We start from the raw sequence: 14,816 nt of genomic DNA, 5'->3' as shown, positions 1-14,816 counted from the left end.
GCGGCTCGCGCAAAGCGTTAAAGATCAAGAGTTTATCACGTGAGACCCAGCCGGGGCCGGATGATCGGCCACCCAGGCCAATGCCGACGTCACACCGGCCTTGACACGGATCAAGTGTGGCGGCCACGCCCTGCGCGACCATCGGAGCATTCCAACCGCGCCCGCCCTCTCCCATGGTCACGACGCTCTACGAAACGCCCGAGCATGTCTGCCTGATGTTTTCCGACCTGGTCGACGATCACGACGACCTGCCGGTGCAGACAAACCAATTCCTGATCGTCGATCACGGCCACGGCGCGCTGATCGACCCAGGGGGTCAGATGACCTACAACGCGCTGTTTTTGGCGATGAACCGGTACTTTTCGCCCAAGCAGCTCGACTACGTGCTGGCCTCGCATGCAGATCCAGATATCGTCGCCTCGGCGGGACGGTGGCTGACGAGCTCGAGCTGCGACATCCTGATCTCGCGCGTGTGGGAGCGTTTTCTGCCGCATTTCTGCACGGTCGGCAAAACCGAGGGCCGCATCGTGCCGATCCCGGATACGGGCATGGCGATTCCGCTGGGGCAATCACATCTGCTGGCGGTGCCGGCGCATTTCCTGCATTCCGAGGGCAACTTCCAGTTCTACGATCCGGTATCGCGCATCCTGTTCTCGGGCGATCTGGGGGCGTCGATGGTGCACGCCAACGTGGCCGCCAAGCCCGTGGAAGATTTTGACGCGCACCTGCCGCTGATGGCGCCCTTCCACCGCCGCTACATGAGCGGCAACCGGGTGTGCCGGCTATGGGCGCAGATGGTGCGCGGGCTGGACATCGAATGGATCGTGCCGCAGCACGGCCAGCCGTTTCGCGGGCCAGCCATGGTCAAGCGGTTCATCGATTGGGTGGAAACGCTCGATTGCGGCATCGACCTGATGACGCCGGAGATCTTCCGCCTCCCCGTCTTGCCGAGCGCAACTGCTAGCGCGGCGCTCAGGACGCGGGTTTAGTTGCTGGGCCTGGGGCGGCCGGCAGAATGATCTTCATCATGGCGCTCGACAACTCGTGCGCCAGCACGCCGGCGTCAATGCGCGATGGATCGTGCCACGTGTACATGAAGCCCATCACACCGCCCATCGAGTGCGCGGCGACGCGCGCATCGCCAAAGTCGAACACGCCGGCGCGCTTGCCCTCATCGAGCAGCGCATAGAGATCGCGGTAATACGCCCGCGACATGCCGTGCAGCCATTCCACCGTTTCGGGGCGCAGGTATTGCCGATCGCGATACGTCAGTGCTGCGGCGTAGTGGCAGTCGATGCAACGGCGAGCCATTTCCAGCAGACACGCCTGCAGGCGCTCCCGCACGGGTAGGGCCTGATCGGCCGTTTCCCGGATCGCCGACAGACAGTCCTGCGCGGCCTCGCGGCACAGAATGTCGAAAATCTCGTACTTGTCGGTGAAGTAGTAGTACACCGCCGGTTTGGTCACGCCCAGCGCGTTGCACAGGTCGCTCATCGTCATGCCGGCATAGCCTTTGGTGAAGAAGAGCTGCGCGGCTGTGTCGAGAATCTGCCGGCGGCGGGCCTCCTGCCGCTCGGCGATGTGCGGGCGCGTGGCCGGCGGTGCGACGCCGGGGGCTTCGGGCGCCTCGGTTTCAGCAGACGGTTGCACGTCGGAAACGGCGGATTTGCGGACGGTGGACATGGCGCATATTTTCGCATGTCGCCCGCGTATGCGCCGTGGCATACGCGCATCTTGGCGACATCATCGCGCTCAAATGCTTGACGCATCAAAGAACGCTTTCTATATTCTTACCCGTTGGTATAAAAAATTACTTTCCAGTATAGATAGTGCGGCGCCGCCGTGCGCACGCACTGCACAATCCAACGGAGACAAGCTTTGTCGATGGACGAGTCCGAGTATCTCGGCCGCGTTCGCGCGCTCTGGGCGCGCGCATGGCCGGTCGATACCCCCCGCGAGCCGCATTACCCGATCGGGCGCGCTGCCCTCACAGACTATCTGCGGCACTGGGCGCGCACCACGCCAGACAAGCCGGCCATCCACTTTTACGGGCACGACACGACGTTCGCCCAGCTTGACGATCTCTCCGACCGCTTCGCCGCGCTGCTCACGCAACACGGCATTGGCGCGGGCGACCGCGTTGCGGTGTTCCTGTCGAACTGCCCGCAATTCAATGCGGTGTTCTTCGGCATTCTCAAGCTGGGCGCCGTGTATGTGCCGATCAGCCCGCTATCGCAGCGAGCGGAGTTGATGCATGCGCTGAGCGACGCCACACCGCGGGCCATCGTCACGCTGGATCGCCTTATGCCGCTGGTGCGTGACGTGCGGGCCGAAACATCGATCGAGCACGTCTTCGTCACCCGTTACGCAGACGTGCTCCCCGCACAGCCGACGCTGCCGCTCCCGGCAATGCTGACCGAGCCGCCGCTGGCCTGCGGCGATGCAATCGACTTGTTGCCCGCATTGGCTCAGACCACGCCGATCCCTCTTCCGCCTGGTTCGCTTGATGCGGTTGCTGCGCTCAACTACACCGGCGGCACGACGGGGCTGCCTAAGGGCTGCATCCACACGCAGGGCGACATGGTGGACATGGCTGCCGCGTTCTCGGCCGTATCGCTGCGCGCGGATGCCGACACCGTCATGCTCAGCTTCTATCCGCAGTTCTGGATTGCCGGCGAAAACACCGGCCTGATCTTCCCAGCCTTCCTTGGCGTGCCGCTTGTGCTGCTCGCTCGCTGGGATGCGGAGGCCTTCATGGCTGGCGTGCAGCGCTACTGCGTGACCAACGGCTCGATGCTTGTCGACAGCGCGGCCGAGGTGATGGCGCATCCTCGTGTGCATGCGTACGACTTACGTTCGCTGCGGCATACGGGCGTGTCGTCGTTCGTGAAAAAGCTGAACCCCGAGTACCGCCGTGCATGGCGCGAACTGACCGGCTCGATGATGGCCGAGAGCGCCTGGGGCATGACAGAAACGCAGACCTGCAACAGCTTCACGGTCGGCATGCAGGACGACGATTTCGACCTGCGATCGCAACCGATTTTCGTCGGGTTGCCGGTGCCGGGCACCGATTTCAAGATCTGCGATTTCGACACGCACGAACTGATGCCGATCGGCGCCGAAGGCGAACTCTGCGTGCGCACGCCGACGCTGCTCAAAGGCTATTGGAACAAGCCAGACGCCACCGCGCAAACCCTGCGCAACGGCTGGTTCCACACCGGCGACATCGGCTGCATTGACGAACAGGGTTACGTCCACTATCTCGGCCGCCGCAAGGAGATGCTCAAGGTCAACGGCATGAGCGTCTTCCCGGCGGAGATCGAAGCCATGCTCGGCAAGCATCCGGCCATCCTCGGTTCTGCCGTCGTGGGCCGCGCCGACGAACAACGCGGCCAGCTTCCCGTCGCCTTCGTGATGCTGCGGCCCGAGGCCGTCGGCACATTGGATGACGCCGCCCTTACCAATTGGTGTCGCGAGAACATGGCTATCTACAAGGTGCCCGTCGTGCGCATCGTCGACACGCTGCCGCTCACGGCCACCGGCAAGGTGCGCAAACAGGATCTTGCACCACTCGCTGAACAGCTCTAACCCACGCCTGCTCCATGACGTTTCGCAAACTGCTGATCGCCAATCGCGGCGAGATCGCCATTCGCATTGCCCGCGCAGCCGCCACGATGGGCTTGCCCTCGGTCGCCGTCTATTCCGAAGACGATTGCGACGCGCTGCACCCACTACGCGCCGATGAAGCCGTGCCCTTGCCTGGCACCGGCCCGCGCGCCTATCTCGACGGTGCAGCCATCCTCGCGGCTGCACGCGCCGTCGGCGCCGATGCCGTTCATCCCGGCTATGGCTTCCTGAGCGAGAACGCCGCCTTCGCCCGCCAGTGCGCACAGGCCGGAGTGCAGTTCATCGGACCGTCACCGCGCGTGCTCGACCTCTTCGGCGACAAGGCACGTGCGCGGGCACTTGCGCACGAGGCTGGCATTCCCATCGTCAGCGGGACGCAAGGCGCGACCGCGCTTGAAGATGCGCGCGCCTTCTTCGCCGCGCTGCCGCCCTCGCACGGCATGATGATCAAGGCCGTGGCCGGCGGCGGCGGACGCGGTATGCGCGCGGTGCACGATGCGCAGGCGATTGCCGACGCGTATGCGCGTTGCGTCTCTGAAGCCACCACCGCCGGTGGCGGCCAACCGGGCAGCGGAGACGTCTATGTGGAAGCGCTGGTGCCTGCGCCGCGCCATATCGAAATCCAGATCGTTTCAGACGCACATGGCCACGTGATGCATCTCGGCGAGCGTGAATGCAGCCTGCAGCGCCGTCACCAGAAACTGATCGAGATCGCGCCCAGCCCCGCGTTGGACGACGCCCTGCGCACGCGCATCGCTGACGCTGCCGTCACACTCGCCAAAGCGGCGGGCTACAGCGGCATCGGCACGTTCGAGTTCCTCGTGGAAGGCGCGGGCACGCCGCACGCCACGTTCTACTTCATGGAAGCCAACCCGCGCGTGCAAGTCGAGCACACCGTCACGGAAATGGTGACGGGCGTTGACTTGGTGATGACGCAACTGGCCCTGGCGCAAGGTGCCTCGCTCACCGACCTGGGGCTTGCTCGGCCAATCGCACCGCGCGGCCATGCCGTGCAAGTGCGCATCAATGCCGAGACCATCGATGCGTCCGGACAACCGCATCCATCCACCGGCACGCTCACCGCATTCGAACCACCCAACGGCCCCGGCGTGCGCGTCGACACCTGCGGTTATGCGGGCTACCGTCCGAACCCGCGCTTTGATTCGCTGCTGGCCAAATTGATCGTCCACGCGCCGCACGGCACGTATGCGCAGACGCTGGCACAGACGTACCGCGCGCTGTGTGAGTTCCGCATCGAAGGACTGGCCACCAACAAGCGGCTGCTGCAAGACCTGCTGCACAATGCCGACGTGCAAGCCAACGCCGTGCACACGCAGTTCCTCGATGCGAAGCTCGCCGAGCTGGCCGCTGGCAATGGCGAAGCCCATCCCGCGCTGCACGCCACGTCGATCGCAGCCACTGACGTCACGCCTGCAACAGCATTCGTCGACGAGCTTCCTGACGACGCCGAAGTCCTCACCGCGCCAATGGATGGCGCGCTCATTCAGATCCACGCAGAAGCCGGTGCCACGGTCGTACGCGGCGAGGTGCTCGCTGTGATTGAAGCGATGAAGATGGAGCACGTCGTCATCGCGCCCGCGGCCGGACGCGTGCTGCAGGTCTGCGCTCAGGCAGGCGCAACGGTGCGCGAGGGCCAGCCGCTGGCCGTGCTGCAGCCCAGCGACGCGCAACACGACCACGCAACCGCCGACACCGAGATCGCCCTCGACCATATTCGCCCCGACCTGCAGGCCGTCATCGACCGCCATGCATTCGGCCTCGATGCAAACCGCCCGGAAGCCATTGCCCGCCGCCGCAAGACCGGCCAGCGCACCGCGCGCGAGAACATCGACCACCTGTGCGACGCTGGCTCATTCATCGAGTACGGCGCGCTGGCCATTGCGGCGCAACGCCAACGGCGCGCGCTCGATGACTTGATTCGCTCGACACCGGCTGACGGCATCATCACCGGCATTGGCACCGTCAACGGCGCGCACTTTCCAGATCAGGATGCGCGCTTCATGGTGCTCGCGTACGACTACACCGTGCTGGCCGGGACACAAGGTACCTTCAACCACAAGAAGACCGACCGCGCGCTGGAGTTGGCGCAGCAATGGAAGCTGCCCGTTGTGCTGTTCGCCGAAGGCGGCGGCGGCCGGCCGGGCGACACTGAAAAGCGCGGCGTCAGCGGCCTGGACTGCCCGACCTTCATTCACTTCGCGCGCCTCTCTGGGCTGGTGCCGACCGTCGGCATCGTGTCAGGCCGCTGCTTTGCGGGCAATGCCGCGCTGCTGGGCTGCGCTGACGTGATCATCGCCACACGCGACGCGACCATCGGTATGGGCGGCCCGGCCATGATTGAAGGCGGCGGCCTTGGCGTATACGCGCCCGAAGAGGTCGGCCCCGTGAGCGTGCAGGCGCCCAATGGCGTGATCGATGTCCTGGTCGACGACGAGACCGAAGCCGTGGATGTCGCGCGCCGCTATCTGAGCTATTTCCAGGGTCCGCTCACCAAGTGGGAAGCCGGCGACGTGCGCCACCTGCGCCACGCGATTCCCGAAAACCGCATGCGTAGCTATGACATGCGCGCCGTGATCGATGCGCTGGCCGATACAGGTTCCGTGCTGGAGCTGCGGCAGGCCTTTGGCGTGGGCATCATCACCGCGCTGATCCGCATCGAAGGGCGCGCCTTCGGCTGCATCGCCAACAACCCGCGCCACCTGGGCGGCGCCATCGATGCGGCGGCCGCGGATAAGGCGTCACGCTTCATGCAGTTGTGCAACGCGTTCGATCTGCCCATCGTCTCGCTGTGCGACACACCGGGTTTCATGGTCGGGCCAGAAGCTGAGAAAACCGCCACCGTGCGCCACGTCAGCCGCATGTTCGTGACGGCGGGCAACTTGCGCGTGCCCTTCTTCACCGTCGTGCTGCGCAAAGGCTACGGCCTCGGGGCGATGGCCATGGCCGCGGGCGGTTTCCACGCGCCGTTCTTCACCGCGTCGTGGCCGAGCGGCGAGTTTGGCGGCATGGGCATCGAAGGCGCCATCCGCCTGGGTTATCGCAAAGAGCTGGAAGCGGTGGAAGACCTTGCCGAGCGCGAGGCGCTGTTCCGCAAGATGGTCGATGCCGCCTACGAGGAAGGCCGCGCGCTCAACATCGCCAGCTATCTCGAGATCGACGCCGTGATCGACCCAGCCGATACGCGCCGCTGGTTGTTGCGGGGGCTGCAATCAACGCCGCCTGCGCAGCCGCGGCACGCGCGCGACCCAGCCACGCGCCGTTTCATCGACACGTGGTAGACGAGAACACACACAAGGAGGAGACATGCCCGCAGTGATTCGCTTTGCCCGTCCCTTGTCCGCGTTGGCTTGTGCCGGGGCGCTGTTGTTCGCACCGCTGGCGCACGCCGCAGACTCAGCGCCCATCAAGGTGGCGTTCATTGATCAGTTGAGCGGGCCGCTCTCGAATGTGGGCGAGCAGTTTCTGGCGAATCTGAAACTCGGCATCGACGACGCCAACGCACAACCGCAAGGCGTGCTGAACGGCGCCCGCTACGAGCTGTCGACCTATGACAATAAGCTGTCGGCACAAGACAGTCTGTCGGCGCTGCAAAGCGCCATCGATGCTGGGGCGAAGATCGTCTTCACCGGCGGCTCGGGCTCGTCCGTGGTGGCCGCCATGGTGGATGCGGCCACCAAGCACAACGAGCGCAATCCGACCAAGCGCGTGCTGATCATCAACTACGCGTCGATCGATCCCGACCTGACCGGCGCGCATTGCAGCTTCTGGCATTTCGCCACCGAGGCCAACACCGCGATGAAGATGCGCGCGCTGGCCAATTTTGTAAAAACGCAGCCCGATATCCGCAAGGTCTACTCGCTGAACCAGGACTACGCACACGGCCGGCTGTGGGCGTCATTGGGCAAGCAGATGATCTCGGCCGCGCGACCCGACGTGCAGTTCACCGGAGAGACGCTGCACCCGATTGGCAAGGTGAAGGACTTCGCACCTTACGTCTCGAAGGCCAAGGCGACGGGCGCTGACACGCTGCTCACCGGCAACTGGGGGCAAGACCTGAACCTGCTCATCAAGGCTGCGGGCGACATGAGCTATGACATGCGCTATCTGAACCACAGCGGCGCAGGCGCCCCGGGCACCGTGCTGGCCGTGTCGCAGGCCAAGATCGGCAAGGTGACCTGGGTTGCGGAATGGACGCCCGGCAACGGCAACGCGCAACTGATGCAGATGGATGCCCGCGTGCGCCAGACGCCCGCCGGCGAGCACTTCGCGCCGCGCACCGTGTTGTCGGTCGAACTCGTAACAGACGCCATCCGCAAAGCCAATTCCACCGATCCGCTGAAGATTGCGCTGGCACTGGAAGGCATGCAGAAACAGAGCTTCCTGGGCGACGTCACGATGCGCAAGGTCGACCACCAGTTGCTGCTGCCGCAAGTGGTATCGACAATCGCACCGGTAGACGGAAAGACCGTCAAGGTCGGCTACGACGGCACCCAATGGGGTCACAAGACCGAGAGCACGACCCCGGCCAAAGACCTGGATCTGCCGACCACTTGCAAGATGAAGCGACCGGCAGGCGCTTGACGGACCAATCGGGGATCAATCAGCGCGGTCCGTGCGCAGCGGGCCGTACTCGATCGGCACCCAGGCGAAGGCGTTGCCGTCGCGGCGCACATGCCCCAGGCCCGGGAACGGCAGATGTGCGCCGGCCACCCAGAGCTTGTCCCGCGCGGCTTCCACAAACAGCTTGCGTCGCGAGGCAACGGCGGCCTTCTTGTCGACGTCGTATTCGAACGCGACCTCGGGGTGCTGGAACTGCACCGCGTGGCTGTGCACGATATCGCCCCACACCAGCAGGCTGTGTCCCTTCGATGCAAACAGGTAACCGCTGTGCCCCAGCGTATGCCCGTTGGCGACCACCGAGCGCACGCCCGGCACCACCTCGTCGCCCGGCTTGAATTGCTTGAGCTTGCCCGCGGCCGCATACGGCGCGACCGAGTCGCGCGCCATTTTGAAGAACGGCTGCATGTCACTCGGTTTGGAAGCGGCAATCGTTTCGCTCAACCAAAAACCGGCTTCTGGCGCGGCCACATACACCTGCGCATTCGGAAAGGCCGGTTGGCCTTGCGGCGTCAACAGGCCGCATGCGTGGTCCGGATGCAGGTGCGTCAGCAGCACGGCGTCAATCTGCTCGGGCTGGTAACCGGACGCACGAACGTTGCCAGCCAGGCCGCCCATCGTCGGGCCAAAGCAGGTGCCCGAACCCGTATCGACGAGGATGCGCTTGGCTCCAGTGTCGATCAGGAAGCCGTTCACCGCCGTCTGCATGCCCGGCGTGTTCGATACGAACATCCGCGCCAGCAGGCTCTGCACCGATTGCGCATTCAGGCCAAGCAAAGTTTTGGCGGGCAGATCGGTATAGCCGTCGTAGAGGGCAGTCACAACGTCGTCGCCCAGCGCCATGCGGTAGTAGCCGGGCACCTGGGTGCGTTGTTGCGTAGCGGCGGTGCTGACCGCTGGGGCAGCTGCAGCTGATGCTGCGGTTTGGGCGTGGGCAAATCCGACGGACACCGCCATCGCAGCGGCCACGGCGGCAGAGGTGAGCAAACGCATGTCTTGGCTCCTGGGAAAGACCGCTGCCCCGGTGCAGCGGCGAAAGCCGGATCATGCCACCGCCCAGCACATTACGTTGCCGCCATTGGCGACAGGGGTATTGCTCAGACAGAAAAGCGGCCCGCGAAAAGAAACAAGGCCCGACATGCCGGGCCCATGCTTCAGACCAATCGACGGCGGCTGCGCAACCGCCCGTCAATCGGGAACGTGCTTACTGCACGTGGAACTTCGGCGTCGATACCACCGTGCCGCTCACCGTGCAGTCCGGCGTGAGCAGTGCATTGGTGAACGTGAGCGACGAGTTCGGATCGTTCCAAGTGGTCACGACCTTGCTCGGGCCACAGTTACCCAGCAGGAACACGCTGACCCCTGCGTTGTTGATCGACAGCTGGGTGGCGCTGTCGGCCTGGCCGGTCCACGGGGTCGTTCCCGAGATGAGGCCGCACGTCCCGCCGCCGGTAAACGATGTGGACGTGATGTTGACGATGCCCGTAGGCGTGATCGTCCCCGTGAAGGTCGCCGTGCAATTGGCGCTGATGGAGCCCTTGGACAACGTGGTCGCACCGGTGACCGAGAACGGCTCGCCGTTCGGGTTCATGGCTTGACCATCGACACGCGAAACGGTGACGGCAAGTGCGGGTGTGGCTGCTACGGTGGCAAGTGCGAGTGCAACTGCAAGAGATACGACTTTACGTGTGCTCATTTATTGCCTCACTAGAACTGACGGTAGAAACCGCCTTAAGAATGCGGCGCAAACCGGTTCCCGCTCGATTCACGCCGCGCCAATTAGCCAGGCGCAGACAGCCGACACCCAGCTAAAACTTGTACGACACCCCGACGAACGTGATGATCGGATTGGCCTTGAGCGTGGTCTTGGTGGTAGCCAGCGTGGTACCGTCCGCCGCCTTGATGACGGTTGCCGCCTCGGTCTTGAGCGGCAGGTACGACACCGTTGCCGTCAAGGCCCATTGCTTGTTGATCGCGTAGCTCGCCCCGAGGTTGAAGATCGGCGCCCACGAGGCGGACGATTTCCCTTCGACATAGGTCGGCCCCGGCTTACCCGCCCCCGCTGCCAGCACGCTGCCCAGCTCGCGATTCACCGCCGCCGCAAAGTACGGATTCAGCTCGATGTTGGTGAAGAAGCTGTAGACCACGCCCACACCCACGAACGGACGGAACGTCGATTGCGCATGCCCGAAGTACCACTGCAGGATGACCCCGGGGCTCCATTGGCGCGCCTTGCGCACAGCCGGCTGATTGGACGGATCGTCCAGATCAACGTGTCCGAGTGCACCTGCGGGCCCGGGCGCGCGGATCACGCCATGCCCAGTCAACTTGAACTCGGGTGGCACGCCGGCAATCGTGGTCAGCGCAATGTTGTCGGTAAAGAAGTGCGTGAGCGTCAGGCCGAGCGTGTTGGCGTTGCTCACGCGCAGCCCGCTGTTGGGCGACGTAAAGCTGCCCGGCAAGCGTAGCGGATCATTGATCGGCGCATTGATCACGCTGGTGGTCAGGTTGTTGCTCGAGTCCTGCGGCATGATGTGGAACCAGCCCACCGTCGCCACGTTGTCACCGGCCTGCTGCGCCATGGCACCCGCGGATGCGCAGGCCGCCACCAATGCGACAGTCAGTTGTTTCATGATGCTTCCTCCTGTTGTTCTGAGCGGAGCGCGGTTGTCTGTGCCGCGCCCCGTGGCGTGTTATTCCGGAAACGTCACTGCACGAAGGCGCCCACCGTGAAGTACGGGTTCTTCGTATCGCTCATGTCCAGGAAGCCGAAGGTTTTGCCGGTGAAGATCAGCTTGCCCGTGGGGGCCGAGCCGGCCGGGGCGCTCGTCTGCGTGGTGCGGATCACACCCGGGACGGTCTGCGTGAAGTCGAGGTTCAGCGGTCGCGCCAGCGCTGCCTGCGACGCATTGAACGGATCGAGCATCGTGGCCTGCGCACCCACCAGCGCCGTGGCGCGGTAGTTGAACGTGCTGTCCACACCCGTGTATTCGCCGTCTTGCGAGCCCTGCGCGATGTTGCCGACCGGCGCCATCATCGAAATGCCGGACTCGTCATCCGCCACCGGGGGGCCAGCCGTCAGATCGGAGTTGGCCGCGCCCACGCGAATGAAGATCGGCACAAGCTGGCCATACAGCTTGCCCACGATCATCACGCCCTTGCCCGCCTTGGACGGATCCAGCGACGACACCGTTGCCGGCACCTGCGGCTGATAGTTCAGCGTGGTGAAGGCCGGCGCATCGCTGCGCAGCGTCAGCTTCTGGTTGACTGTTGCGCTTGACGTCAGGCAGGCCCCGCCGTTCTTCACGCCCAGGTTGTCGCACTCGGTGTAGGTGCCGTCCGCGTTGATGGTGAAACGCGCATCGACCGCCTGCTGCGAGAAGTTCTGCGACGGCACCTGGTGGTAGCCGAGCTGGTTGTAGTTGCCCGCAATCTTGTTCAGATCGGTCTCGGTGTTCGAGAAGCTGATGAACGGGTAGTACGGGAACGTGGTCTGCGGAATCTTGCCCACGCCAACAATGCCGTCGAACTGGATCGTCGCCCCTGGAATCGTGCCGCCCAGCACGCCCTGACCGAGGAAGAACCGCGCAGGCCGGCTCGGATCAAGGCTTGCGTTATTCAGGCGGAATGCGCACTGGTTCAGCTTCTCGGTCGGCAGCGCCGTTTCCTGCGTGAGCGTGCCGGTCTGCACATTGTTAGGGGCCGTATCGCGCGTGGGCGCAACGGTGCCCGTCTTGACCGGAATCGGCGAGGCCAGATACGTGATCTGGTACGTCATCTTCGTTGTGTCGAGCTGCACCTTCACCAGTTCACCCGAGCCCGACCCACCGGTGAACACGGTGTTGAAGTCGATGGCCTGCGGACACAGGCGCTGGATCACCGGAGCCGGCGAGTCATCTCCGCCACCTCCGCAAGCTGTCACCATCGGCGCGCACGCGAGCACGACCAACCATTTACGCCATTGCATTTGCGTCTCCTCCATGTTGTTGTTCAGCCGCGGCAGCGCTGCGTGCACAGGTCACGCACGCCGCCGCATGTGGTTTCGTTGTTGCGCGCTTCACTGGACGAATGCGCCGACCGTGAAGAACGGGTTGTACTTGTTGTTGTTCATGAGCATCGCGTACACGTTGCCCACCTTGACCGCCACGCCGGTGTCGCCCGCCTTGAACAGCGCAACATTGCCGCTGGCGCCTTGCGCGTTGAAGTCGTTCTGCGCGGTCACGATCAACTTGCCCGGGGCGCTTTGCGTGTAGTCCAGGCCGAACTGCGCCGTCACACGCGAGGTGAGCGGGTTGATGAAGGCCGCGGTGCCGTTCTGGAACAGCGTGGAGGTGTAGTTGGCGGCCAGCGTCGATACGGCCGTGCCGTCGCTACAGTTGCCGGCATTGGCGTGGAAGAAGCCACCGCTAAAGGAGCCCGACAGTTCCGGGTGATCGATCGTCGCGTTCAAGCCGTTGCCACTGGCAGGCGCACCGCTCGGACCGTTGTTGGTGACCACGCCGCAAGCCGAGCCGCTGGTCGCCCCAACATAGCCACCCTTGAGCGCGTTGGCCGGGATCGCCGTCGCCGGTGACAGGATCGAGATACCGATCTGGTCGTCCGCCACCGAAGCCAGCAAGTTCGTCGCATCGCTATGCGAGTAGCCGACACGGATCACCACCGGCACCACTTGCCCGTTGAGCTTGCCGGCGATGAGGATGCCCTTGGCCTGGCTTGGCGCCAGCAGCACCAGCGGCGAGACCTGTCCGACATACGGATACGGCACGCTGCTGCTGGTCGGGTTGCTGACGAACACATTGTCCTGCGAGCCATCGGTGTTCTGACGCAGCGTCCAGGGCGTACCCGTCGTGTGGCACGAATAGTCGATGCCTTCCGCGGTACACGTGCCGTCGGCATTCAACGTTTGCGTCCAGTTGACAGCGTCAGGCTGCCAGCCTTGCGGTGCCGAGGTCTGGCTGCCCGATCCTGTGGGCGTGACGTGCACGCCGACCTGGTTGTAGCGTCCCGCGACCTGCGAGAAATCCGTCACCGTCTCGGAGAAGCCCAGGAAAGGATAGAAATCGAACGTGCGCGACGGTACTGCGCCAATCACGACGCCCGGAATCGGCTGGATGCCAGCAAATTGGATCGTCGCTCCCGGAATGCCGCCCCCCACGATGCCCTGGCCGACAAACAGCATCGGCGGGTCTTGCGGATTGACGGTGATGGCGTAGCTACTGTCCGCCGTCTTGCCAGACTGCAGCACGAAAGCGCAGCGGTTCTGCTCGGGGGTCGGCAAGTTGGTCGGATGAACGAACGTGCCATCGATGGTCAACCCCTTGCGGGTCGTGTTGACCTGGCCCGCCGAAGTCGGCACAGACGACTCCAGGAACTGCATCTGGTACGTGTTCTTACTCGTGTCGAACTTGACCTTGATGTACTCGCCGCTGCCCGAGCCGCCGGTATACGTGGTCGTGTAGTCCAGCGCGGCCGGGCACAGACTGGTCGGCGTGCTGGGCGTGGTGTTCGCTCCGCTAGGCGGGCAAGAGCTGCCCGAACACTGTGCAACATCCGACGAGCCGGGGTCATCCGCCCCACCGCACCCGCCGATAAACGGCATGGTCACTATGCAACTGGTTGCCATGACAACAAAAAGATGACGTCGACTACCCATGGTTGTCTCCTCACGTTTTGGAACTTGTTGTGTTTTGGGCCGGCGAATGTGTGCAACAGCCGGTCAATACCCCCGCCTGCCGGCAAACGACAGCCGACAGCGCACGACCTGCCCCGTCGGCAGATCGACCTGCAAACTACAAAAACGACGGACGAGCTTTGGCCGCGTTACCCGATGGTTTGCCGGGTATCACGCAGATCGGCTGGGTGCCGATCCCAAGAACAATCGAGGTAATGCTGCTAGCGTGGACGAGCCTCGCCACCGCTGCTGCAGTGACGACGATGGCGATGACGCGCGGGGGCACGCGCAGAAGCGGAATGTCGGAAGGGCCCGTTTTGAATGCGTAACATCCTGTGTCTCCGAAGGATACGCTACTGGCTATTTACTTATCGTTATGGCCGAAACTATGGTCTGCCCAGGGTATGAAGTAAATAGAGATTTCATTCAAAACAGCGGCTGCAATCCCCCGCGCAAGCAGGCGCGGCGCGGTTTGACAGCTTTTCAAACGAGGGAATGAAACCGTTTCGTTTGAAGCGTTTTAAACTCCCCCCTCCGGTCGGGGGGAATGCCAACGCAATGCGGTGTTATTCAATTATTTCGAAATGAATATATTTCGCCAAGACTCACTGGGGTAGCAAAATACGATCCCGCGACAATAACGCAAGCAAGGCGAGAGAAAGCTGCCAGATAAAATCGGCATGCAAACGCGGATGAAGGGAAAAAGGCGGGAGAGGAAAAGATAGTGGGCCGGGTGGGATTCGAACCCACGGTGTCCTTTCGGAGGCGGATTATGAGTCCGCTGCCTGCAACCAGCACGGCGTCCGGCCCTGTGAAACGGGAAAAAAAGAGACCCGGCGCTTAGGCCGGGCCTGGTGCGGGATTTTACCTGAAAGTGGGC

10 protein-coding genes and 1 tRNA gene are annotated in these 14,816 nt (G+C 63.7%); 4 read left to right on the top strand and 7 right to left on the bottom strand.

Annotated features, from left to right (window positions below):
* Positions 1 to 173 precede the first annotated feature (173 nt).
* A complete protein-coding gene (locus BG83_RS0102100; RefSeq protein WP_024975172.1) occupies positions 174 to 989 on the top strand; it encodes an MBL fold metallo-hydrolase in 816 nt (271 codons plus the stop codon).
* On the opposite strand, the gene BG83_RS0102095 is transcribed toward BG83_RS0102100, so the two are convergent.
* Positions 973 to 1,683, bottom strand: a complete 711-nt coding sequence (locus BG83_RS0102095; RefSeq protein WP_024975171.1) for a TetR/AcrR family transcriptional regulator — start codon at positions 1,681 to 1,683, stop codon at positions 973 to 975. The two genes, BG83_RS0102100 and BG83_RS0102095, sit on opposite strands and share 17 nt — an antisense overlap.
* A 201-nt stretch (positions 1,684 to 1,884) precedes the next feature.
* Here BG83_RS0102095 and BG83_RS0102090 point away from each other — a divergent pair, with 201 nt between their 5' ends.
* The 3 genes from BG83_RS0102090 to BG83_RS0102080 are packed head-to-tail and all read left to right on the top strand — an operon-like array spanning position 1,885 to position 8,229.
* Entirely contained in the window at positions 1,885 to 3,588 is a 1,704-nt protein-coding gene (locus BG83_RS0102090) for an AMP-binding protein (protein WP_024975170.1), read from the top strand.
* 14 nt (positions 3,589 to 3,602) lie between these two features.
* Positions 3,603 to 6,926, top strand: a complete 3,324-nt coding sequence (locus BG83_RS0102085) for an acetyl-CoA carboxylase family protein (RefSeq protein ID WP_024975169.1) — start codon at positions 3,603 to 3,605, stop codon at positions 6,924 to 6,926.
* Positions 6,927 to 6,951: 25 nt separating this feature from the next.
* A complete protein-coding gene (locus BG83_RS0102080; RefSeq protein ID WP_024975168.1) occupies positions 6,952 to 8,229 on the top strand; it encodes a branched-chain amino acid ABC transporter substrate-binding protein in 1,278 nt (425 codons plus the stop codon).
* A gap of 15 nt (positions 8,230 to 8,244) precedes the next feature.
* Here BG83_RS0102080 and BG83_RS0102075 read toward each other — a convergent pair whose 3' ends face one another.
* From BG83_RS0102075 to BG83_RS0102050, 6 genes are all read right to left on the bottom strand, one after another.
* Positions 8,245 to 9,258, bottom strand: coding sequence for an MBL fold metallo-hydrolase (locus BG83_RS0102075; RefSeq protein WP_024975167.1), 1,014 nt, complete (start codon positions 9,256 to 9,258; stop codon positions 8,245 to 8,247).
* A gap of 211 nt (positions 9,259 to 9,469) precedes the next feature.
* Positions 9,470 to 9,961 (bottom strand): hypothetical protein, encoded by a 492-nt coding sequence (locus BG83_RS0102070; RefSeq protein WP_024975166.1) that lies wholly within the window; start codon positions 9,959 to 9,961, stop codon positions 9,470 to 9,472.
* Positions 9,962 to 10,073: 112 nt separating this feature from the next.
* Complete coding sequence (locus BG83_RS0102065) at positions 10,074 to 10,898, bottom strand: OmpW/AlkL family protein (RefSeq protein WP_024975165.1); 825 nt, start codon at positions 10,896 to 10,898, stop codon at positions 10,074 to 10,076.
* Positions 10,899 to 10,972: 74 nt separating this feature from the next.
* On the bottom strand, positions 10,973 to 12,232 hold the full coding sequence (locus BG83_RS0102060) for a DUF2957 domain-containing protein (protein ID WP_024975164.1): 1,260 nt from the start codon (positions 12,230 to 12,232) through the stop codon (positions 10,973 to 10,975).
* Positions 12,233 to 12,322: 90 nt separating this feature from the next.
* Positions 12,323 to 13,918 carry a DUF2957 domain-containing protein gene (locus BG83_RS0102055; RefSeq protein WP_024975163.1) on the bottom strand — a complete coding sequence of 532 codons (1,596 nt, stop codon included), beginning with the start codon at positions 13,916 to 13,918 and terminating at the stop codon, positions 12,323 to 12,325.
* A 743-nt stretch (positions 13,919 to 14,661) separates the two neighbouring features.
* Positions 14,662 to 14,746: transfer RNA gene (locus BG83_RS0102050), tRNA-Ile, on the bottom strand.
* Positions 14,747 to 14,816: the final 70 nt, after the last annotated feature.

Origin of the sequence: Ralstonia pickettii (assembly GCF_000607165.1) — a bacterium.
GTDB lineage: Bacteria > Pseudomonadota > Gammaproteobacteria > Burkholderiales > Burkholderiaceae > Ralstonia > Ralstonia holmesii.
This window is presented reverse-complemented; position numbering and strand designations above follow the sequence as displayed.

What these genes read in the sequence shown, in the direction of transcription:
- BG83_RS0102100 (WP_024975172.1), top strand. Translation starts at nt 174, where the DNA reads ATGGTCACGACGCTCTACGAAACGCCCGAGCATGTCTGCCTGATGTTT.
- BG83_RS0102095 (WP_024975171.1), bottom strand. Translation starts at nt 1,683, where the DNA reads ATGTCCACCGTCCGCAAATCCGCCGTTTCCGACGTGCAACCGTCTGCT.
- BG83_RS0102090 (WP_024975170.1), top strand. Translation starts at nt 1,885, where the DNA reads ATGGACGAGTCCGAGTATCTCGGCCGCGTTCGCGCGCTCTGGGCGCGC.
- BG83_RS0102085 (WP_024975169.1), top strand. Translation starts at nt 3,603, where the DNA reads ATGACGTTTCGCAAACTGCTGATCGCCAATCGCGGCGAGATCGCCATT.
- BG83_RS0102080 (WP_024975168.1), top strand. Translation starts at nt 6,952, where the DNA reads ATGCCCGCAGTGATTCGCTTTGCCCGTCCCTTGTCCGCGTTGGCTTGT.
- BG83_RS0102075 (WP_024975167.1), bottom strand. Translation starts at nt 9,258, where the DNA reads ATGCGTTTGCTCACCTCTGCCGCCGTGGCCGCTGCGATGGCGGTGTCC.
- BG83_RS0102070 (WP_024975166.1), bottom strand. Translation starts at nt 9,961, where the DNA reads ATGAGCACACGTAAAGTCGTATCTCTTGCAGTTGCACTCGCACTTGCC.
- BG83_RS0102065 (WP_024975165.1), bottom strand. Translation starts at nt 10,898, where the DNA reads ATGAAACAACTGACTGTCGCATTGGTGGCGGCCTGCGCATCCGCGGGT.
- BG83_RS0102060 (WP_024975164.1), bottom strand. Translation starts at nt 12,232, where the DNA reads ATGCAATGGCGTAAATGGTTGGTCGTGCTCGCGTGCGCGCCGATGGTG.
- BG83_RS0102055 (WP_024975163.1), bottom strand. Translation starts at nt 13,918, where the DNA reads ATGGGTAGTCGACGTCATCTTTTTGTTGTCATGGCAACCAGTTGCATA.